The organism is uncultured Maribacter sp. (assembly GCF_963975365.1).
Classification (GTDB): domain Bacteria; phylum Bacteroidota; class Bacteroidia; order Flavobacteriales; family Flavobacteriaceae; genus Maribacter.
On the sequence record NZ_CAXBGF010000015.1, the window covers coordinates 38946 to 61162 of the forward strand.

The 22217-nt window shown below is 35.7% G+C and carries 24 protein-coding genes; 8 read left to right on the forward strand and 16 right to left on the reverse strand.

The annotated features are described in order from the left end of the window. Nucleotides 1–28: 28 nt before the first annotated feature. The 3 genes from AACZ49_RS15215 to AACZ49_RS15225 form a co-directional block, all read right to left on the reverse strand. Nucleotides 29–367 (reverse strand): HopJ type III effector protein, encoded by a 339-nt coding sequence (locus AACZ49_RS15215; RefSeq protein ID WP_339656691.1) that lies wholly within the window; start codon nucleotides 365–367, stop codon nucleotides 29–31. A gap of 5 nt (nucleotides 368–372) precedes the next feature. Continuing rightward, complete coding sequence (rsmI, locus tag AACZ49_RS15220) at nucleotides 373–1044, reverse strand: 16S rRNA (cytidine(1402)-2'-O)-methyltransferase (RefSeq protein WP_339656693.1); 672 nt, start codon at nucleotides 1042–1044, stop codon at nucleotides 373–375. A 155-nt stretch (nucleotides 1045–1199) separates the two neighbouring features. After that, on the reverse strand, nucleotides 1200–1889 hold the full coding sequence (locus tag AACZ49_RS15225; protein WP_339656695.1) for a hypothetical protein: 690 nt from the start codon (nucleotides 1887–1889) through the stop codon (nucleotides 1200–1202). 105 nt (nucleotides 1890–1994) lie between these two features. On the opposite strand from AACZ49_RS15225, the gene AACZ49_RS15230 reads away from it, so the two are divergent. From AACZ49_RS15230 to AACZ49_RS15250, 5 genes are all read left to right on the forward strand, one after another. Next, nucleotides 1995–2639, forward strand: coding sequence for a thymidine kinase (locus AACZ49_RS15230; protein ID WP_339656697.1), 645 nt, complete (start codon nucleotides 1995–1997; stop codon nucleotides 2637–2639). Further along, entirely contained in the window at nucleotides 2632–3738 is a 1107-nt protein-coding gene (gene alr, locus AACZ49_RS15235) for an alanine racemase (RefSeq protein WP_339656699.1), read from the forward strand. Before AACZ49_RS15230 ends, alr begins: the two co-directional genes overlap by 8 nt. Before the next feature lie 76 nt (nucleotides 3739–3814). Then, nucleotides 3815–4222 (forward strand): large conductance mechanosensitive channel protein MscL, encoded by a 408-nt coding sequence (mscL, locus tag AACZ49_RS15240; protein WP_339656700.1) that lies wholly within the window; start codon nucleotides 3815–3817, stop codon nucleotides 4220–4222. Nucleotides 4223–4477: 255 nt separating this feature from the next. Beyond that, nucleotides 4478–5467, forward strand: coding sequence for an aspartate-semialdehyde dehydrogenase (locus tag AACZ49_RS15245; RefSeq protein ID WP_339656702.1), 990 nt, complete (start codon nucleotides 4478–4480; stop codon nucleotides 5465–5467). An 85-nt stretch (nucleotides 5468–5552) separates the two neighbouring features. Beyond that, a complete protein-coding gene (locus AACZ49_RS15250) occupies nucleotides 5553–7709 on the forward strand; it encodes a prolyl oligopeptidase family serine peptidase (protein WP_339656703.1) in 2157 nt (718 codons plus the stop codon). A gap of 14 nt (nucleotides 7710–7723) precedes the next feature. Here the strand turns inward: AACZ49_RS15250 and AACZ49_RS15255 are convergent, their stop codons facing one another. Then, entirely contained in the window at nucleotides 7724–8452 is a 729-nt protein-coding gene (locus tag AACZ49_RS15255; protein WP_339656704.1) for a hypothetical protein, read from the reverse strand. A 56-nt stretch (nucleotides 8453–8508) separates the two neighbouring features. Here AACZ49_RS15255 and AACZ49_RS15260 point away from each other — a divergent pair, with 56 nt between their 5' ends. Then, a complete protein-coding gene (locus AACZ49_RS15260) occupies nucleotides 8509–9498 on the forward strand; it encodes an ABC transporter ATP-binding protein (RefSeq protein ID WP_339656706.1) in 990 nt (329 codons plus the stop codon). Nucleotides 9499–9657: 159 nt separating this feature from the next. Then, complete coding sequence (gene arfB / locus AACZ49_RS15265; RefSeq protein WP_339656708.1) at nucleotides 9658–10059, forward strand: alternative ribosome rescue aminoacyl-tRNA hydrolase ArfB; 402 nt, start codon at nucleotides 9658–9660, stop codon at nucleotides 10057–10059. Here the strand turns inward: arfB and AACZ49_RS15270 are convergent. The 12 genes from AACZ49_RS15270 to pdxA all read right to left on the reverse strand — a co-directional run bounded on the left by AACZ49_RS15270 (nucleotide 10056) and on the right by pdxA (nucleotide 21561). After that, the gene (locus tag AACZ49_RS15270) at nucleotides 10056–10892 is read right to left on the reverse strand and encodes a fumarylacetoacetate hydrolase family protein (protein ID WP_339656710.1); all 837 of its coding nucleotides are present in this window, start codon (nucleotides 10890–10892) and stop codon (nucleotides 10056–10058) included. The genes arfB and AACZ49_RS15270 overlap by 4 nt on opposite strands. An 11-nt stretch (nucleotides 10893–10903) precedes the next feature. Further along, nucleotides 10904–12232, reverse strand: coding sequence for a gluconate:H+ symporter (locus AACZ49_RS15275; protein ID WP_339656712.1), 1329 nt, complete (start codon nucleotides 12230–12232; stop codon nucleotides 10904–10906). A 3-nt stretch (nucleotides 12233–12235) separates the two neighbouring features. Then, the gene (locus AACZ49_RS15280) at nucleotides 12236–13957 is read right to left on the reverse strand and encodes an IlvD/Edd family dehydratase (protein ID WP_339656714.1); all 1722 of its coding nucleotides are present in this window, start codon (nucleotides 13955–13957) and stop codon (nucleotides 12236–12238) included. 63 nt (nucleotides 13958–14020) lie between these two features. Beyond that, complete coding sequence (locus AACZ49_RS15285; protein WP_339656716.1) at nucleotides 14021–14491, reverse strand: 3-oxoacyl-ACP synthase; 471 nt, start codon at nucleotides 14489–14491, stop codon at nucleotides 14021–14023. Further along, nucleotides 14478–15089 carry a hypothetical protein gene (locus tag AACZ49_RS15290; RefSeq protein WP_339656717.1) on the reverse strand — a complete coding sequence of 204 codons (612 nt, stop codon included), beginning with the start codon at nucleotides 15087–15089 and terminating at the stop codon, nucleotides 14478–14480. Before AACZ49_RS15290 ends, AACZ49_RS15285 begins: the two co-directional genes overlap by 14 nt. A 169-nt stretch (nucleotides 15090–15258) precedes the next feature. Then, nucleotides 15259–16374 carry an FAD-dependent oxidoreductase gene (locus AACZ49_RS15295; RefSeq protein WP_339656719.1) on the reverse strand — a complete coding sequence of 372 codons (1116 nt, stop codon included), beginning with the start codon at nucleotides 16372–16374 and terminating at the stop codon, nucleotides 15259–15261. A 77-nt stretch (nucleotides 16375–16451) separates the two neighbouring features. Then, on the reverse strand, nucleotides 16452–17804 hold the full coding sequence (accC, locus tag AACZ49_RS15300) for an acetyl-CoA carboxylase biotin carboxylase subunit (RefSeq protein WP_339656721.1): 1353 nt from the start codon (nucleotides 17802–17804) through the stop codon (nucleotides 16452–16454). Nucleotides 17805–17889: 85 nt separating this feature from the next. After that, nucleotides 17890–18390 (reverse strand): acetyl-CoA carboxylase biotin carboxyl carrier protein, encoded by a 501-nt coding sequence (accB, locus tag AACZ49_RS15305; RefSeq protein ID WP_339656723.1) that lies wholly within the window; start codon nucleotides 18388–18390, stop codon nucleotides 17890–17892. A 30-nt stretch (nucleotides 18391–18420) separates the two neighbouring features. Next, entirely contained in the window at nucleotides 18421–19416 is a 996-nt protein-coding gene (locus AACZ49_RS15310; protein WP_339656725.1) for a beta-ketoacyl-ACP synthase III, read from the reverse strand. Nucleotides 19417–19650: 234 nt separating this feature from the next. Then, nucleotides 19651–19848, reverse strand: a complete 198-nt coding sequence (rpmF, locus tag AACZ49_RS15315) for a 50S ribosomal protein L32 (protein WP_079511443.1) — start codon at nucleotides 19846–19848, stop codon at nucleotides 19651–19653. A gap of 7 nt (nucleotides 19849–19855) precedes the next feature. Further along, the gene (locus AACZ49_RS15320) at nucleotides 19856–20386 is read right to left on the reverse strand and encodes a DUF177 domain-containing protein (RefSeq protein WP_339656726.1); all 531 of its coding nucleotides are present in this window, start codon (nucleotides 20384–20386) and stop codon (nucleotides 19856–19858) included. Between the two features lie 122 nt (nucleotides 20387–20508). Further along, on the reverse strand, nucleotides 20509–21561 hold the full coding sequence (gene pdxA, locus AACZ49_RS15325; RefSeq protein ID WP_339656823.1) for a 4-hydroxythreonine-4-phosphate dehydrogenase PdxA: 1053 nt from the start codon (nucleotides 21559–21561) through the stop codon (nucleotides 20509–20511). A gap of 59 nt (nucleotides 21562–21620) precedes the next feature. Here pdxA and AACZ49_RS15330 point away from each other — a divergent pair, with 59 nt between their 5' ends. Continuing rightward, on the forward strand, nucleotides 21621–22208 hold the full coding sequence (locus AACZ49_RS15330; RefSeq protein WP_339656728.1) for a riboflavin synthase: 588 nt from the start codon (nucleotides 21621–21623) through the stop codon (nucleotides 22206–22208). Nucleotides 22209–22217 lie beyond the last annotated feature (9 nt).

Consider the following 22217-nt stretch of genomic DNA (forward strand, 5'->3'; position numbering starts at 1 on the left):
TTAAGGTATTTTTAATCCTATCTTGAAATTATTTTAACGCCTCTCCATCAAAAGTCAAGCCTTCAAATCCGGTTTTCATAAAATTTCTAATATTCTGATGACCATCACCTTCTGGTTCTTGAAGTACCTCATCAAAATAATAAGTGCCAAAACACGCCAGTGTTTCCTGTTTTGTTAAACCTACTTTATTAGCAAAAGCAAATACTTTACACGAACCGGAATTTTGACCCGCTTCATTAGTTAAATCCCCATTTGAAAATGCCGTAGGCGTAAAAACGTAATTAGAATCAATTACCGCCATAGTATCGGAAAAAGATATTCTCTTAGGGTTAGTTACTACTATTTTCTTGAACTCTTCTATTGTCATATTCACTACTTTTGTCCCCCAACAACAATTACAATTTCTCCTTTTGGTGGTTTCTCGGTAAAATGTTTTAATACTTCTTCAGCTGTACCGCGCACGGTTTCTTCATAAAGCTTGGTCAATTCCCTAGAAACGGAAACAGGTCTGTCTTCTCCGAAATATTCCACAAAATTTGCAAGTGTCTTTAATAATTTATGTGGAGATTCATAAAAAATAATGGTGCGTGATTCTTCCGCCAAAAACTTTAAGCGGGTCTGTCTTCCTTTTTTAACGGGTAAAAATCCTTCAAAAACAAACTTATCATTTGGCAAACCACTATTGACTAAAGCAGGTACAAATGCCGTAGCGCCAGGTAAACAATCTACCTCAATATCATGTTCTACGCAGGCACGAGTCAATAAAAAGCCAGGATCTGATATACCTGGTGTACCAGCATCAGAAATCAATGCAATGTTTTCTCCGTTTTTTAATCGACCAATTAAATAATCGACCATGTTATGCTCATTATGCATGTGGTGACTTTTCATAGGTGTACCAATTTCGAAATGATGCAATAATTTACCACTAGTACGCGTATCCTCAGCCAGAATTAAATCGACCTCTTTAAGTATACGAATAGCCCTTATGGTCATATCCTCTAAATTGCCTATCGGAGTCGGAACTAAATAAAGTTTTCCCATGTGTTTCTAAAATAAACAACCTCGGGGCAAGCCCAAGACATTCGTAACCAAACGACTTAAATTTAGCGAGGCAAACCTCTGTTCATTTAAATTTCGATTATCGAATAAAAAAACCAACACAAGTGGCTGGGTGTGTAATTCAATTATTGTTATTATTAAGCAAATCTACGGGCGACCAATTCAATAAATCGTTCTTCAAATTGCTCTTTACCTACCCAATTATTATAGTCTGGTTTTACCATATTCTTAATGAAAGAAATAGAACGTTCCTCAGAATCAATTGTATTTAATTGAGACAATACCCGGTTATAATCTTCCATACTATTGTTAAACAAATGCTTAACAAATGCCAAACGATCATTAAGATCGACTTTAACCTTGCTATTTCCTAAACGATCATTTAATGATTTAGGCGATGCTTCACTTTTCTTTAAATCCTCATTTAAAGGCATAAATAGTTCCTTGTCATTTTTCATATAGTTAGGCTTTGACATAAACTCAGCCAAAACATCTTCTAACTCTTCTTTATTTGGCATTTCAGAAACCATATCCTTAATAGTATCCATGCCAGGTATAATGATATCTTCATCGTGCGGGTTATTCTCTGGCACAGACTTATTAGAATCTAATACCGCGTTTGCCAATTCTTCGAACTTAGCAGCAATAGCATTTTTAGAAACGTCTACTTCCATATCGTTCAGTTCCACCTCAATAAACTTTAGCACAGCCAATTTTTCATAGAGGTTTTTAGATAATTCATAAAGGTCCGCTATATCATCTAGATTATCTGCAGTTAGAATTTCTGTGGACAACTTCCTCAACTCCTTTTTCAACTTATTTTTCATCTCACAATTTTTTATGTCAAGACCAAGAAGGCATCTTTATTTTAATAACTTTATCATTCTAAAATAATAAACAAAAAACCCCTTATTTTCGTCTAAAATTACAAAATGTTTCTTGAAAATACAGTGAATCCGACAGAACAATTCGGGTGGATAGAAGTCATTGCCGGGTCTATGTTTTCTGGAAAAACAGAAGAATTGATCCGAAGACTAAAACGCGCCCAGTTTGCCAAATTAAAGGTTGAAATCTTTAAGCCCATGGTAGACACTCGTTATGATGATAAAATGGTGGTTTCACATGATGCCAATGAAATACGCTCTACGCCTGTACCTGCCGCAGCGAATATTCGAATACTTGCAGACACTTGCGATGTTATCGGCATTGACGAAGCGCAATTCTTTGATGATGAAATAGTTACTGTTTGTAATGATTTGGCAAATAAAGGCGTTCGCGTTATCGTTGCGGGTCTTGATATGGATTTTAAAGGAAAACCATTTGGCCCAATGCCAGCACTAATGGCAACCGCCGAATACGTAACTAAAGTACATGCTATTTGTACAAGAACAGGTAATTTGGCCAATTATAGTTTTAGAAAATCTAGCAATGATAACTTGGTTTTATTAGGTGAGGTGAATGAATATGAACCCTTAAGCCGTAGAGCTTATTACAAGGCAATGCTAAAAGAAAAAGTGAAAACCATGGATGTAAAATCTGAGGAGGTTGCTACAATCAAAAAGAATGAAAATGGCTAAGGCACAGGAGACAGTTTTAGAAATTGACCTAAAAGCACTACAGCATAATTATGAATATTTACGTTCAAAAATAAAGCCAGAAACCAAATTTTTAGCAGTTGTTAAAGCATATGCTTATGGTAGTGATGCGCAAGCTATTGCGCTACATCTACAAGATTTGGGTGTAGATTATTTTGCAGTTGCTTATGCAAACGAAGGTGTTCATTTAAGAGAAGGAGGGATCACTGTGCCTATATTAGTGCTTCACCCACAAAAGGCCCATTTTAAAGTTTTAATTGAAAATAACCTTGAACCAAGCATATATTCACAATCTATCTTGTCAGATTTTATCTTAACAGCCCAAGAACGGGGTGTTAAAGAGTATCCCATTCACTTAAAGTTTAATACAGGGTTGAATAGATTAGGTTTTTCTGCAGAAGAATTACCCGACATTTCAAAACTGATACATCATCAAGATGCCGTTAAGGTAATTGCCATTTTATCTCATTTAGCTGCAACTGAAGATAATAATGAAACAGCGTTTACAACCTTGCAACTAAAACGTTTCGATGCTATATGTAAGGAAGCAGACGCTACGTTTAAAATCAAACTTTTAAAACACGTTTTGAACACCTCTGGAATTATAAATTATCCTCACGCACAATATGACATGGTACGAAGTGGCATTGGCCTGTATGGTTATGGAAACCACCCAAATGTAGATTCGCATTTAATACCTGTGGCAACTTTAAAAACCATCATTGCACAGAAACATAATATTCCTGCTGGGGAATCTGTAGGGTATAACCGTAAGTATACATCAAATTCAGAAACCATTACAGCGACTTTACCTTTGGGTCATGCAGACGGAATAGGTCGAGAATACGGCCAAGGCAAAACATTCGTTAGTATTAGCGGGCAACTTGCCCCAATAATTGGTAATGTTTGTATGGATATGATTATGATTGATGTAACGAATATTAAATGTTCTGAAGGGGATGAAGTAATTATTTTCGGAAAAGAATTACCTGCTACAGAATTCTCACAGACCGCTAATACTATTTCATATGAATTAATCACAGGACTTTCGCAGCGCATAAAGCGGGTAATCAAACATTGAACTTATTAACATTTATTTAAGATTTGATGATTTTTAGTAAATTGCTTTAATATTAACCATTAATAAACACTAGAACATGTTTAAAGAATTTAAGAATTTTATTATGACAGGCAATGTCATAGATTTATCGGTAGCTGTTTTACTTGCAGGTGCTATGGGATTAGTAGTTAGCGGATTTGTCAGCGATATTATGATGCCAATTGTAGGTCATTTTAGTGGAGGAGTAGATTTCGCCGATATGAAAATTGTACTTTCTGAAGCAGTAATCGCTGCAGATGGTGTTGTAGCCAAGCCTGAAAATGCTATTTTGTACGGTAAATGGATTAACGCAATTATCAACTTGGTTATTGTTGGTTTCGTATTATTCATAATTGTTAAAGCTTACAACAAAACAAAAACTCCACCAGCTCCAGTAGAAGAGGCTCCAAAAGGACCTACAGCTGAAGAACTTTTGGTAGAGATTCGTGATGCTTTAAAAAAGTAAACAGAAAATAACTCCTTGGTTTTTTCAAGGAACAGTTGCACTGCAACTTATTATTAATAAAACCGTCAACATTGTTTCGCTAACAACGTTGACGGTTCTTTTTTTTGAGTTCTACCGAAACACCCAATTTGAATCATCAATATATTAATTGTTACAAATTAAACATTTTGTTATATTTTGATTATTCTTTATTCTTTTACTTGTGCAGATTATTGTAATGGTTATTTTTGCCGCTTAATTATAATGAACTAACAAATGAAAGTAGCTGTTGTAGGTGCCACAGGCATGGTAGGGGAAGTAATGTTGAAAGTATTGGCTGAACGTAATTTTCCGATAACGGAACTATTGTTGGTTGCCTCTGAACGTTCCGTTGGTAAAAAAATAACCTTTCAAGGTAAAGACCATACCGTAATTGGCTTGGAAGATGCTGTAGCTGCAAGACCAAATATTGCAATTTTTTCTGCAGGTGGCGACACCTCATTAGAATGGGCTCCAAAATTTGCTGAAGCAGGCACAACGGTAGTAGATAATTCTTCTGCTTGGAGAATGGACCCCACTAAAAAATTAGTGGTTCCTGAAATAAACGCTCATGAACTTACCGCAAATGATAAAATAATCGCGAACCCAAATTGTTCTACGATACAATTGGTTATGGCTTTATATCCGTTGCACAAAAAATATAAAATGAAACGTGTTATTGTTTCAACCTACCAGTCTGTTTCAGGTACCGGGGTAAAAGCTGTGAAACAACTCGAAAATGAAATAGCAGGCATACAGGGCGAAATGGCATATCCTTACCCAATTGGTAGAAATGCATTGCCACACTGTGATGTGTTCATGGAAAACGGCTATACTAAAGAAGAGATGAAGCTAGCGCGCGAGCCTCAAAAAATATTAGATGACCGTACATTCTCAATTAGTGCCACTGCTGTTCGTATACCAACTGCCGGCGGACATTCAGAATCCGTAAATGTAGAATTTGAAATTGACTTTGAGCTAAATGAAGTACGTCGACTATTAAACGAAATGCCTGGTGTAACGGTTCAAGATAATCCAGATACGAACACCTATCCGATGCCTATTTACGCACATGACAAGGATGAAGTTTTTGTAGGTCGTATACGTAGAGATGAATCGCAACGAAATACGCTAAACATGTGGATAGTTGCCGATAACTTAAGAAAAGGTGCCGCCACAAATGCTGTACAAATTTCAGAATACTTAGTTGAAAAAGGACTCGTTTAAATCTTATTTTAAGAACGTTAAAACCTTCAAAACTTATCTGTTTTGAAGGTTTTTTTATGGTATTTTAGTTGAAAATTCACTACTAATGAAAAAATTGCTGCCTGGCTTATTGGCCATTATCATAATCTCTTCATGTAAAAATGAATTTAAACCAGAACCTATTATCGTGAATTACCCTGTTACTGCAAAAGTTGATACCGTAAACACCTATTTTGAAACGGAAGTTAAAGACCCTTATCGTTGGTTAGAAGATGATAGAAGCCCCGAAACCGAAGCTTGGGTCAAAGAACAAAATAAAACCACGTTCGGTTATTTAGAAAAAATACCTTTTCGAAAAGATTTAAAACATAGGCTTGAAAAATTATGGAATTATGAAAAACTAGGGTCTCCACGTAAAAGAGGCAATTATACCTATTTCTATAAAAATGATGGCCTACAGAACCAATATGTTGTATATCGAGCAAAAGGAGATGAAAAACCAGAAGTGTTTTTAGACCCTAATTCTTTTTCAGACGATGGTACCACTTCATTAGCTGGTTTAACTTTTACCAAAGACGGTTCATTAGCAGCTTATCTTATATCTGAAGGAGGTAGTGATTGGCGAAAGGCAATTATTTTAAATGCCGAGACCAAAGAAATTATGGAAGACACGTTGATTGATATTAAATTCAGTGGAATCTCTTGGAAAGGCAATGAAGGATTCTATTACTCCAGCTATGACAAACCAAAAGGCAGTGAACTATCTGCCAAAACTGACCAACATAAAGTTTACTACCATAAATTAGGTACGCCACAAAAAAAAGATGAACTTATATTTGGTGGTACTCCTATAGAAAAACATAGATATATTGGAGCAAATGTCACCGAGGATAATAAATATTTAGTAATAAGTGCCTCAGTATCTACCTCGGGCAATAAGTTGTTTATTAGAGATTTGGAAGACCCTAACAGTTTATTATTTCCTATTGTTGAAGATACCGATTCTGATAATTATGTTATTGACAATGTAGGATCTAAACTTTATATCGTCACGGATAGAAATGCGCCTAACAAAAAGATAGTTACTGTTGACGCCAAAAATCCGAAGCCAGAGCATTGGGTAGATATTATTCCAGAAACCGAAAATGTGCTTAGCCCTAATACAGGTGGAGGATATATTTTTACAGAATACATGGTAGATGCCATTTCAAAAGTTTTTCAATATGATTATGATGGCAAACTTATTCGCGAAGTAAAATTGCCCGGTATTGGATCTGCAAGTGGTTTTGGAGGTGAGAAAGAAGATTTAGATTTTTATTTCTCATTTACGAACTACAATACACCAGGTTCTATCTATAAATATGACCCAGAAAATGGTGAATATGAGTTATACTGGAAACCTGAAATAGATTTTAATCCTGAAAATTACACTTCTGAACAGCTATTTTACAATTCAAAAGACGGCACTAAAATACCAATGATCATCACCTATAAAAAAGGCGTCAAATTAAATGGTAAAAATCCTACTATTTTATATGCTTACGGAGGGTTTAATGTTAGTCTTACACCTTCTTTCAGTATTGCCAACGCCGTTTGGATGGAGCAAGGTGGTATTTATGCCGTACCAAATTTACGCGGTGGCGGCGAGTATGGTAAAAAATGGCATGATGCAGGTATCAAGACCAAAAAACAAAATGTATTCGATGACTTTATTGCAGCAGCCGAGTATTTAATTGCCAATAAATACACTTCAAAAGAATATCTAGCTATTCGAGGAGGATCTAATGGCGGCCTTTTGGTTGGGGCTACAATGACACAAAGACCAGATTTAATGCAAGTAGCATTGCCTGCAGTTGGTGTTATGGATATGTTACGCTATCATACATTCACAGCAGGAGCCGGATGGGCATATGATTATGGAACTGCTGAAGATACTATTGAAATGTTCGAGTATCTAAAAGGGTATTCCCCTGTTCATAATGTTAAGGCCGGAACCTCTTACCCTGCTACTTTAGTAACAACCGGTGACCATGATGATAGAGTGGTACCTGCACATAGCTTTAAGTTTGCAGCCGAACTTCAAGAAAAACAAAAAGGCACTAACCCAACTTTAATACGTATAGAAACCAATGCAGGCCATGGTGCTGGTACACCAGTAAGTAAAACCATCGAACAATATGCAGATATATTTGGGTTTACACTATTTAATATGGGGCATACCGAATTACCGAACAAAAGTGTTTTAAAAGATTTTAAAGAGTAACAATTTTTTGTCTTTTAAATTTCAATCTTTTTGGGGTATAAAATTTCAAACAGGTAAGATTTGATTTTTTTATCTGATTTTATGAGTTGGTATACGTACCAAACAATTAAAGTCATTACAACCATTTCACCTCCATCTTCAATTAGACCAATTACAAAACCAACTTTTAAATTTTCTCCTAAAATTTCATGAAGCATATCAAAACCAATTCCAAAAAATATCATGAATGACAGTAAAATAAACAAATCAATTGTTCCTTTTCTAAACCTCGAAGTCCCTTTTAAATATGCAAACAAAAAAGATAAAAGAAGAAAAAGACCAACAATACCGACAAAAGTTAATTCACCAAAGTCTACAGCCCTTAATCCAAACATAGGTTTAAAATTAAATTCTTTAACCAAAAACTCACCTATATTTTCATGTAAACTTAAAGAATCGTCTAATAAAAAAAAGATAAATAATAAACTCCAAGAAATATAAGCGTACGCTTTTTCAACATATATCAAGTACCCAATCATTATTATAACAGATAGGTATTTTAAGAATTGGAAAATTTCTGCAAAACTTTCATCTTGGGTGAGAACCAAAAAATTGTAATCACCGAAATTTTCAATTTTCCCAATATAATATAATAAACAAGTAGCTATATGTATTATAACAAAAACTAAATCAACGATTAACAATGATAACAGCAATTTATTTGTCTTTTTTGTCGAAAAATTGTCTCTTAAATATTTAATCATTTCATTAGTTTTAAACTAATATAGTTTAAAACTAATGAACACCTTAATAAACTCTAATGCTACGCATTCAAAACTTATCATTTGCATACGCTGAAATAGATATTCTAAAGGATATCAATATCAGAATTCATCGTGGGGAACATATTGCTATAATTGGAGAAAGTGGCTGCGGTAAAAGTACTTTACTCAAACTCCTTTATGGGTTGATGGACTTGGAACAAGGCGAAATTTTTTGGGAAGATGAACAAATTCTAGGCCCTGCATACAACTTGGTGCCGGGAGCACCATTTATGAAATACCTTTCTCAAGATTTTGATTTAATGCCCTTTATTTCCGTTGCTGAAAATATTAGCCAATACCTTTCCGTTTTCTATCCCGAAGAACTTAAGGCAAGAACTCAAGAGCTTCTAGAATTGATTGAGCTTACGGAGTTTGCTGACAAAAAGGTAAAAACCCTAAGCGGCGGTCAACAGCAACGCGTTGCACTTGCAAGGGTTTTGGCCCAAAAACCAGAAGTTTTACTCTTAGATGAACCTTTCGGGCATATCGACAATTTTCTAAAAAATAGCTTGCGACGAAATATATTCAATTATTTAAAAGAAAATAGAATTACCACAATTGTTGCAACACATGATGTAAACGATGTTTTACCATTTGCTGATCGCGCTATAGTTTTAAGAGATAAAGAAATAATTGCAAGGGCCAGTCCGATGGAACTTTATAAAAATCCGAAGAGTTTATATGTAGCATCCCTATTTGGTGAAGCAAGTATGATTTCAATAGATGTACTTAAAACCTATGCAAATACTAAACGAAAAATTATCGTGTATACACATGAATTTAGAGTATCGCCGTCTTCAGGATTAAAAGTTACTGTTGAAAAAGCATATCCTATGGGAAGTCACTATTTAACAGAAAGTAGAAGTGCCGAAAATGATGTGATCTTTTTCAATGCAGACCATCTATTACCAAAAGGGAAAGAAGTTTTTTTAAATGTGGCTATTGAAACTATCAATCAACGCATACAAGAAGCTTCTGATATCTAATCTAAAATTGAAATCTTTTAACACCATATTAGCTACTTAAAATGATTCTTTTACCGACTTTAATAATTCTTTTAAAGAGCTACACTTAATATTTTATTAATCCTGCCTTTAGCAAATAAGAAAGGATTGTTTTTAATTACTTTTGTTCAAAACCTAATTTTGAACAAAGATCAAATTCTTACTGAATTACAGTTCAAGGCTATTCGAAGTAGTGGTCCTGGTGGTCAGCATGCAAATAAGGTTTCTTCTAAAGTAGAACTCTCCTTTGAACTAAATACTTCTAGCGGACTTAACGAACGTGAGAAGAAAAGAATTCAATTAAAGCTAGAAAGCAAATTAACGAAAGATGGTATGTTGAATTTACAATGTGATGAATCACGAAGTCAACATAAAAACAAGCAATTGGTAATCAACCGATTTTTTAAATTGCTTGAAAAATCTTTAATAGTACCAAAGTCAAGAAAAAAAAGCAAACCAACGCGATCCTCAATTGAAAAAAGATTAAAAAGCAAAAAAATTGCTTCCCTTAAAAAGATAAATCGTGGCAAGCCAGAATTTTAACCCACTTTGTTCACTAAGCTTCCTATACCATCTATTGAAATAATAACCTCATCATCGATTTCTAATGTAAAATCGCTTGACGGAATAATGCCAGTTCCGGTCATTAATAAGCTGCCATGGGGGAAAGTACATTCTCTGTAAAGGTATTCTACAATATCTTCTAACTTTCTTTTTATTTGGTCAATACCAATGTTTTTGTCGAATACGTTTTTCCCTCCCCTATTGATGGTTAAACTTATTTTGGTATCTGTTGGTAAAGATTCATTGGTTAGTAACACACAAGGGCCTAAAGCTGCGCAGCCATCATATGTTTTGGCTTGTGGCAAATACAATGGATTCTCACCCTCAATACTTCTAGAACTCATATCGTTACCAATAGTATACCCGATCACTTTGCCTGTAGATGTGATGACTAAGGTTAATTCTGGTTCTGGCACATTCCAGGTTGAGTCTTTTCTTATTCGAACAATTCCCTTATTACCAACCGTGCGGTGAGCCGTAGCTTTAAAAAATAATTCAGGACGATCAGCTTCATAAACCCTAGCATAGAAACTACTGCCCCCAGATTCTTTAGATTCCTCTTCTCTACCTAATTTGCTATTATAATAAGTAACGCCACTAGCCCATATTTCTTGACTTTGAACAGGAACTTTTAGTTCATTTTCTATAATTGAGTTGACATCCTTAATTCTATTACTGTCATTTAGTTTTATATATGTATTAGCGATAATGTCATCATCATTAATAAACTCGTCCCAATCTACTTGATCAAGTAGATGGAATTTTGATTCATGCTCTACTAATATTCCACTTTTGGTATTATATACTTTCATATTATAGAAGTTTATGCTAAGATTGTATAGAAGATAAAAACGGTAATTGCACCTGTAAGTCCGAGTAAACCACTTCCCAAACTAAATAAACGATACCCTGTTTTCACATTCATTCCACTCATTTGGGTTACGACCCAAAAGAAACTATCATTGGCATGGGAAACAACCGCCGATCCGGCACCTATTACGATTACCACCAAGGCTTTTTGTATTTCAGTATCAAAACCTAGTGATGACATCATGGGCATAATGATAGATGCTGTAGTTACTAAAGCCACTGTTGAGGAACCTTGGGCCGTTTTTATTGCCGCTGCCAAAACAAAGGGCAAGAATATTCCAATATTATATTCTGTTAGGGTTTGACCTAAAATATCGGCTATCCCAGAATTCTGTAAAATTTTACCAAATATTCCGCCTGCGCCTGTTATCAAAATGATTGATGCGGCATCTTTAATAGCTTTTCCTACCCACCCAGAAGATGATAGCATATCATAATTCAACTTCTTAGGTAATAAGAGACATAATAAAATACCGATCAACAAAGATATTACCGGCTCTCCTACAAAATTTATAACGGCTATAAAACCGTTATCCAAACCTGTTCTTATTGGATTTAAAACTGATTTCAATACGATTAGTACAATCGGCACTAGAATTGGAATTGAGGATTTAAGTGCTCCCGGAGAATCTTTTATTTCCTTTTCGGCCGATAATGCATTATCAACCTCTGGCTCAATATATGTTTTAGAGGCATACTTCTTAGCGAAAATAATACCGACAATTAAGGCAACTATACTGGTTGGGAAACCGAAGGCAATGACTAATCCTAAATCTGCCTCTAAAATTCCTGCAGCTGCAATTGGTCCAGGTGTTGGCGGCACCATAGTATGTGATGCCATTAGACCCAAACCTAACGCTATTGCTGGTCCAGCAATCGATATTTTTGCTTTCTTGGAAAGGCTTTTGTTCAACGGATGCAACAGCATAAAACCGCTATCCGCAAAAACCGGTATCGAAACGATATAACCTATAATACCCATCGCTGTAGGCACCCTTTTGCTTCCTATAATCTTTAATACCTTTTCCGCTATAGCAAAAGCGCCGCCGGTATTCTCTAAAAACGCACCTATGATGACGCCAAGAACAATTATCAAACCTATTTTTCCAAGCGTTCCACCAAATCCTTCATTAATAGATATTATAATATCGGCGTAAGACATTCCTGCAAAAATCCCATATAAAATAGAAATAATGAAGAGCGCCAAAAACGCATGTATTTTCAGCTTAGTCGTTAATATGATGATGGCAATAACCGCAATTATTAAATAGAATATTTCCATAATTTAATGTAAATCACGTTCTACTTTAGAGCCAGAACCACCAACAAGAAAATCTAAATCGGCGCCTTTATCGGCTTGTTCTACATGATCAATGTACATTTTAACATACCCTCGCTTTGCCAAAGGTTCTGGTGAAATCCATTCTTTTTTTCGCTTGATCAATTCTTCTAATTCAACATCAAGATGTAATGAACGTTTTTCGACGTTCAACACTATCATATCACCGTTTTTCACAAATGCCAAAGTTCCACCAACCGTGGATTCTGGGGAGACATGTAAAATAACCGTACCTGCGGCTGTACCGCTCATTCGCCCATCTGAAATACGAATAATATCTGTTATTCCTTTAGCCAATAGCTTTTTAGGAAGATCTACATTACCCACTTCTGGCATTCCTGGATATCCTTTTGGACCAACGCCCTTTAGCACAATCACACTATTCTCATCTATTTCTAGATTTGGGTCATCAATTCGCTCGTGGTAATCTTCCATACTTTCAAAAACTACTGCTTCCCCTCGATGCTGCATCAATCTTGGCGTAGCAGCTGACGGTTTTATAACCGCTCCATTTTCGCAAAGATTCCCTTTTAATACAGCAATTCCTGCCTTTTCCTGAAAAGGATGTTCTAAGGCAGCGATTACATCTCTATCATAACAAACCTCACTTTCGTAATTATCTGTGATACTTTTCCCGTTTACGGTAATGGCCTCATCATGTAACAATGGTTTCAATTCTTTCATGACAACCGGTAAACCGCCCGCATAAAAGAAATCTTCCATTAAATATTTCCCTGAAGGTTTTAAATTAACAAGCAACGGTACTTTACTGCCCACTTTATCAAAGTCCTCTAGATTAAGTTTCACTCCAATTCTACCGGCAATTGCCGTTAAATGAATAATAAGATTTGTAGAGCCGCCTACTGCAGCATTGGTTACAATCGAATTCTCAAAAGCCTTACGTGTTAATATTTTAGAAAGTTTTAAATCTTCCTTTACCATTTCTACAATTCGCCTACCTGACAATTGAGCAAATAATTTTTTTCTGGAATCTACAGCAGGTATTGAAGAAAATCCTGGCAATGTCAACCCTAAAGCTTCACACATCGTCGCCATAGTTGAAGCGGTGCCCATGGTATTACAATGTCCTATGCTTCGAGCAACGCAAACCTCAGCTTCTTTAATATCTTCTGCAGAATACCCGCCAATCTCTTGACGTTCTTTTATCATCCAATTCATAGAACCAGAACCTATTTTTTCTCCTCTAAAGCGACCTGTTAACATAGGTCCACCAGGCACAACAATGGTTGGTAAGTCTACACTACAAGCCCCCATTATTGTGGAAGGTGTGGTTTTGTCACACCCTGTTAACAATACAATACCGTCTAATGGATTAGCGCGAATGGATTCTTCTGTATCCATACTCGCTAAATTGCGAAATAACATGGTAGTGGGTTTCATAATAGTTTCACCCAAAGACATTACAGGAAACTCTAATGGAAACCCGCCCGCTTCTAAAATTCCTCTTTTCACAACTTCGGCAAAATCACGAAGATGACCATTGCATGGTGTTAACTCAGACCAGGTATTACAAATTCCTATTACTGGTTTCCCTTCAAAATAATCATCGGGATATCCTTGATTTCTTAACCAAGATCGGTGAACAAAACCCATTTTATCATTACCGCCAAACCACTCGCTACTTCGTAATTTCCTTTTCTTATCCATACTATTAATTAAGCAAAAAAAGATATGCCGGGATTAAGATAACGAAATTATTTGTATGAAATATTAGTGAATTGTTAGTATGGTTGCGGTTTTACCATTAAAATGAAATGGGTCACCAATAGCCTTACCGAAAATCAATTTTCCGATCGGGGTGGCAGCAGAAATGCAATATACAGAATGGGTCGAATTTTTATACTCTCCTGCAGATATTGCTATATAATATGTGAAGGAATCTGTAACAACTAAGTTTCCCAAACCAACCGATTGGGAGTTCCTGTCCTTTGGAACTTTAGAAAGAAGTTGTTGTGTTTTTTCTAGTTCTGAAAGTTGCTGACCCAGTTTTTCGCGCTCTAATTGAATCATAGCCCTGCCAGTTTCATGCTTATCACCAGCACTACTTTTTGTTTCTGAAGTTAGCGCAGTTTCAAGTTCTTTTATCTGTGACTGTATTCTTCCTAACCTCTCTGCAACAAATTGTTTACAATACTTGTAAGCCTCTTTTTTTAAGGTCTCGAATTCTTCAATTTTCTTCAACGTGGTACAAATCTGCTAATTTATAAATCAAGTAATTTACCATTTGATGGTCTGCATCGCCCGATTGTATCATTCTTAGGATAGCACTTTCGTTTTCAATTTTGAAATAATCTAAATCGCCAGAACGGTCCTCACTAAAAATATTCCAAGATTTTAGCCCACTCAACATCGCTTTATGCGCTTCATATTTTTTAGTGATTTGGTGCTCTTGCTTTTTACTTATTGATATAGACGATTCGTCGTCTTGCAATAATTTATAATCTGCAGAAATACGGGCATCTGCTTTCTCTGCTTCGGTAATTATTTTAAAATAGGCTTTTGATACTAGAGCTTGGTACCTGTCCTCAAAACCAATTTCTATTTTTGCATCATTGGCTAGCAAAACCTCGTTTTCGTTACTAGCGTATAATTCTTCTGTATTCTCCGCATTTTTAGCAAGTAAAGACTCTTGCCATGCTTGCGATTTTATCAATTCTTTCCACACTTTAGCATATTCCCGCTGATAGTGGGTTTGTGATGCACCGCATCCTACAAGGTTCATTGCCCCGAACACAACTAAAATTATACCTGTGGCAATCCTTTTTGTCAATTCTTTCATATAGTATTCAATGCTGTTACATAACATTTATTCGTCTACTGTTCTAGGTAAACCAATACAAAAATTTAAGTAACAGATAAGCTAAGGGGATGTACAATTTAAAAATAAAATCAAAAGAATAAGTTTCTTTCGGATAAGATTCTAAAAAACAGGTTAAAAGGAATACAAGCTATTTAAAAATTTGAGCCAATTGCTTGCCAATTGTTGTCCCAATAGCAATTCCCATACCACCCAAACGTACTCCGCATGCTGCGTTATTGCTCAGTTGTTTTACAATAGGTTTCTTTTGAGACCCCACACCCATTATACCGCTCCAGCTATAATCGATTTCAAATTCATTATTAGGCAAAATAACTGTTTTCAATAATTTTTTGAGTTTGTCTTCGACCAAATTGGTAGTCCCAAAATTGTAAGTCTCCTCTGTCTTAAAATCTAAATTTCTACCCCCTCCAAAAAGTATACGATTACCAACATTTCGAAAATAATAATAGCCTTCATCTAAATGAAATGTTCCTTTGATAGATAAATTAGGAATGGGCTTCGTAATAAGAACTTGTGCTCTTGCTGGGCTTACCTTTTCTGGAAGTAATTGTGAGGCAAAACCATTTGTAGCTATTAATAATTTTTTGGTCTGAAACTCGAATTCATTTGTGCAAATGGTAACCTTGTTGCCAAAATCTTCAAAAGAATCAACCTTAGTTGCGTTTAATATGGTAATTCCTTTTGTCAACGCTAACTGCAATAAGGTTTTCATCATATCTCCAGTATTAATTTGACCTTCGTAAACTTGGGAGATATATTCCTTTTTAATGCCCTTAAAATGAAATTTGTTCAGCGTGGTTTCAAAAGCATCTCCCTTAAATATAGGTCTCAATAAATCATTTATCTCAGTGATTTTCGTTTTGCAATGTCTATAAAGTTCCTTGTCCTTTTCTAAAAAAAGTTCGTGTCCTCCATGTTTTTCAAAACCAATTGATGAATCTCCTAATAAACTGCGCAGCGTCTGAATACCCTTCCACCTGTCACCAACTAAATTAATCACCTCTTGCTCTGAATGTGTTTTTAGGTCAGATAAAATTTCCGAAATACTACCAAAACAAGCAAAACCTGCATTTTTGGTACTAGCGCCTTGTGGCAAAGTCCCTTTTTCCAAAACCAAGATTCGTGCTTTCGGAAAGTTATTTTTTAAAGCTATAGCACAGTTTAGACCTACTATGCCGCTGCCTATTATTGTAAAATCAATATTGGAAAACCATGATTTGCGCTCCCAGTAGCTAAGGTTCATTGGTGAATTAATTTAATTATGAAAATCTAGATTAAAATTGCAATAAAAAACTCCAACATTGCTGTTGGAGTTTTTTATTAATCTTCTTTAGGTGGATTCATTTTCCAATCATTCATAAAAGCTGTTGTATAATTCCCCGCCAAATAATCTGGATGGTCCATTAACTGCCTATGAAACGGAATCGTAGTATTAACGCCTTCTATTACAAATTCGTCTAATGCACGCTTCATTTTATTAATTGCTTCTTCTCTAGTTTGAGCCGTAGTAATCAACTTGGCAATCATAGAATCATAATTCGGTGGTATACTATAACCACTATAAACATGGGTATCCATGCGTACGCCATGACCTCCAGGTATGTGTAAGGTGGTTATCTTACCTGGTGATGGTCTAAAGTTGTTATAAGGATCCTCTGCATTAATTCTACATTCTATAGAATGCAATTTTGGAAGGTAATTTTTACCTGAAATTGGCACCCCAGCAGCCACTAATATTTGCTCACGAATTAAATCGTAATCTATTACTTGCTCAGTAATAGGGTGCTCTACTTGAATACGGGTATTCATCTCCATGAAATAGAACTTACGATGTTTGTCAACCAAAAATTCTATAGTTCCTGCCCCTTCATACTTAATATACTCTGCAGCTTTAACAGCAGCTTCACCCATTGCTTCCCGTAATTTATCGGTCATAAATGGTGAAGGAGTTTCTTCTGTTAATTTTTGATGACGTCTTTGTATAGAACAATCTCTTTCAGAAAGATGACATGCTTTCCCATATTGATCGCCAACGATTTGAATTTCAATATGCCTTGGTTCTTCAATTAATTTTTCCATGTACATACCGCCATTTCCAAAAGCAGCAGTAGCTTCATTAACTGCGCTGTTAAAAAGTTCTTCCATTTTGTCTTCAGACATAACAGCACGCATACCTTTACCACCACCACCTGCAGTAGCTTTTATCATTACCGGATAGCCCATTTTCTTAGCTATCTTTTTCGCGTCAGCAACATCTTTTAAAAGACCTTCTGATCCGGGTACGCAAGGTACACCAGCCTCCTTCATGGTTTCTTTGGCCGTGGCCTTATCACCCATTTTGTCTATTTGATCACCAGAAGCTCCAATAAATTTTATCTCGTGCTCTGCACAGATACGTGAGAACTTCGAATTTTCTGATAAAAAACCATAACCTGGGTGAATGGCATCTGCATTTGTAATTTCTGCAGCAGCAATTATATTTGGTATCTTTAAATAGGATTCACTACTTGCAGCTGGACCAATACAAACAGCTTCATCTGCAAAACGCACATGTAAGCTTTCCTCATCTGCCTTACTGTAAACAGCAACGGTTTTAATACCCATTTCTTTACAGGTACGAATAACCCGCAAAGCGATTTCTCCCCTATTTGCAATCAGTATTTTTTTAAACATCTTTTAAATTTTAAGTTCTAGTTTCGACATGATTCTTAAATACCATTCCAACAACAGTATCTAACAATTATTACTCAAAATTTAGTTAAGAAGGATCTACCAAAAATAATGGTTGATCAAACTCTACTGGCGAAGAATCATCTACCAAAATTTTAACGATTGTTCCTGAAACTTCAGATTCAATATCATTGAACAATTTCATTGCTTCAATAACACAAAGTACATCACCATTACCAATAGTATCGCCAACTTCTACAAAAACTGGTTTGTCTGGAGAAGGCTTTCTATAGAAAGTACCTATAATAGGTGACTTAATCGTAATATATTTATCGTCTTCTGACTTCTTCCTTTCGGCTTCAGTAGCGCTATTTATTTCTGCCCGTTGCTGTTCTGTATGTGCTGGTGCTGCTGCGGGCATCACTTGATGAGGCATTGGCATAGTATGCACATAGGTAGGTTCGGAATAAGTATTCCCAAGGCTTCCAGTACGGATTGTGATTTTAATATCGTCCGTCTCCAATTTTACCTCGCTTGCACCAGATTTGGCTACAAACTTGATAAGGCTTTGAATCTCTTTAATATCCATATTTATATAAGTTATGTTGGTAGTTGTTCGTTAATTATATGCCCATTTTAAATAAATGGAACCCCAAGTAAATCCACCACCAAAGGCAGCGAAAACCAGGTTATCCCCTTTTTTTAGCTGTTTTTCGTAATCAAATAATAATAGCGGTAATGTTGCAGACGTAGTGTTGCCATAACGTTGAATATTCATCATTACTTTTGAATCATCTATTCCCATTCTTTTTGCTGTAGCATCAATAATACGTTTGTTTGCTTGATGCGGTACTAACCAATTAACATCATTCTCAGTTAATTCATTTCTCGTCATAATTTTGGCTGCAACATCTGCCATGTTCGATACTGCAAATTTAAAAACGGCTTTCCCTTCTTGAAAAATAAAATGCTTTCTGTTCTGTACACTTTCTATAGTGGCAGGCATTATAGAGCCTCCACCTTCCATGCCCAAAAATTTTCTTCCGCTACCATCTGCTCGTAAATATTCGTCCTGTAAACCTAAGCCTTCTGTATTTGGTTCAAAAAGAACTGCACCGGCACCATCACCAAAAATGATACAGGTGGTACGATCAGTATAATCTATAATTGAGGACATTTTATCTGCACCAATCAATAAAACCTTTTTATAACGACCAGTTTCTATATGGCCCGCTGCGGCCGACATGCCAAATAAGAAACTTGAACAAGCTGCCAATAAATCATAGGCAAATGCATTAACCGCTCCAATTTCAGAAGCAACGAAAGCTGCCGTTGAAGCTACCATACTATCTGGAGTTGCGGTAGCAACAATTATTAAATCTATATCTGCTGCCACAAGACCTTTTTTTTCCATAAGATCTTTAGCTGCTTTAATCGCTAAATATGATGTTCCTTCCCCTTCTTCTTTCTTTAATACCCTTCTTTCCTTTATACCGGTTCTTGTGGTAATCCATTCGTCATTGGTATCAACCAAATCCTCAAGCATTTTATTCGTCATTACAAATTGGGGAACATAGCCTCCTACCGCGGTTATAGCTGCTGTAATTTTGGTCATACTTTGTTTGCTTTCTTGTAAAAAAACTTAAAAAACGAGTCAAAAGTCATGAAAATTAATGATTTTCAGTGACTTTTCTCTTAAAGTTATCCGGTTTTTAAAAATTTACCTTTGTTGTACAAATAGTGTTTACCTCTTAAAACATCTATAAGACAAAGAGATAATATACAAAATGGAGTAAAAAAAACTCCCTACTTCTAATGAAGTGGGAGCTTTGTATAATATAAAAAAGTCTTAAGCTTCTGCTTCTTCAGTTTTATCAACTAAAACTTGACCTCTGTAGTGTAATTTACCTTCGTGCCAGTGCGCTCTATGGTACAAGTGCATTTCTCCTGTTGAGGAATCCTTGGCCAATGTAGGTGCTACTGCCTTATAATGTGTTCTTCTCTTGTCTCTCCTTGTTTTGGAAATTTTTCTTTTAGGATGTGCCATTTAAACCTTATTTATCCGTTAATAGTTTCTTTAATTCATCCCAACGGGGATCGTTTTCTTCTTTGTTTGATCTTTTCTCTTTTGGTTGAAGCTCCTTTAACCTGTCTAACACTTCAGATTTTAAAGTGCCATCTTCAATACCAGGATGAATTCTTTTTTGCGGAACAGCCAATACAAGCATTTCGTACACATACTGTGCAATGTTCAACTCATGTTCACGGTGAGGAAGAATAAGGATTTCAATATCCTCATCATTATACTCTTCGCCAAATTTAACAACCAAATGCAAATCTGCATTAACTGGCTGGTCAAAAGGCTCACTCGTAATGTCGCAATTGACATTCACCGTGCCCGAAGCTTCCATATCAACCTCTAACATCGTACTGGTTTTATGTAGTACAACATCTAAATTGATGTTCGCAGCATTGAACTCATCGTATCCAAAAGAATCAAAGAACGTATTATCAATCTGGTAATTAAAGTTGTGTTTTCCTTGCTTCAATCCTGAGAAAGGAATATTAAACTCCTTTTGCTTCATCACGTACACACTTAATTTAACAATACCGACCCATAAAAGGCGGGTGCAAAGATACTATTTTTTTAATAAAAGACAATAGTTATCAACTATTTATCTTTATAACTTTTTTGGCTTCGAAAATACTAGCGTTCTCTTTTTAAACGCTGCTTTTTTAATATATCTTTAGTAAGCTCTTGATACTCGGTTCTGTTCTTAAAAATTTTTAAAGCCATAAATACGGCCTCTTTAAACGAACTTTCGTCAGCCACACCTTTTCCGGCAATTTCATATGCTGTACCGTGATCTGGTGATGTTCTTACTTTATCAAGACCCGCTGTAAAATTAACACCTTGACCAAAAGAAATTGTTTTAAAAGGGATTAATCCTTGATCATGATATGCCGCCAAAATAGCGTCGAATTTTTTGTATCCGTCAGAACCAAAAAAACTATCCGCAGAATATGGTCCGTAAACCAAATGACCCATTTCGGACATTTCACGAATTACCGGCTTCAATATTTCATCATCTTCTTTGCCAATTACACCATTATCTCCACTATGTGGATTTAACCCGAGTAAAGCAATTTTAGGCTTTCGGATTCCAAAATCCATCATAAGCGATTTTTCGATGATATTGATTTTATCACGAATTAATCTTGGTATTATTGCAGCAGAAACATCCTTTACAGCAACATGATCGGTTAGCAAGCCGATTTTTAAGGTATCGGTCACCATGAACATTAAACTTTCACCATGAAGCTCTTGTGCTAAATAATCTGTATGGCCAGGGAATTTAAATTCTTCCGATTGAATATTGTTCTTATTGATAGGTGCTGTTACCAAAACATCAATGTCTCCTTTCTTAAGAGCACCAACCGCTGCTTTTAAAGATTTGATAGCATATGTACCACCTTCTTCTGTTGATTGCCCAAATTCGATTTTAGGAATCTCTTTCCAAACATTTACGATATTAATTTTATTGTCAATTGCCTTTGAAGCATTTGGAACTCCATTAAATACGATATTAAGTCCCAATTCTTTCATTTGATAAGAAACGGTTTTATTAGAAGCAAAGATTATAGGTGTACAAAAATCCAACATTCTACTATCTTCAAATGTTTTCAACGCCACCTCACAGCCTATTCCATTTAAGTCTCCTATAGAAATACCTAATCTTATTTTACTATTTTCCTCCATGATAATCTGTACCTTTGTACTCAATTTTGAATACCAAAATTACTTAAATTAAACGACACATGTTCACTGGAATTATTGAAACATTAGGTAGGGTAAGCTCTCTTCAGGCAAAAGGTGGCAACTTGGATATTACTATAGAATCTAACCTAACTTCAGAACTTAAAATAGATCAGAGCGTAGCTCATAATGGCGTTTGTTTGACCGTTGTAAGCATCAACGATACTACATATACCGTGACTGCAATTGCAGAAACCTTAAATAAAACCAATCTAAATAGTCTAAAAACTAACGATGCTGTCAATTTAGAGCGGGCAATGATACTGGGCTCTAGGTTAGATGGCCATATCGTACAAGGACATGTAGATCAAACCGGAGAATGTACTAATATACGTGAAGATAGTGGTAGTTGGATATTTTCTTTTACCTATGATTCGGCAACTGGCAACCCTACTATCGAAAAAGGCTCTATTACTATAGATGGCACCAGTTTAACGGTTATCAATTCTGGCAAAAATACGTTCGAAGTAGCTATTATACCTTATACTTATGAGCACACTCGTTTCAATACCTATAAAGTTGGCTCCATTGTCAATTTAGAGTTTGATGTTATTGGTAAATATGTAGCAAAGTTAATGGGCAATAGTTAATGAATTACA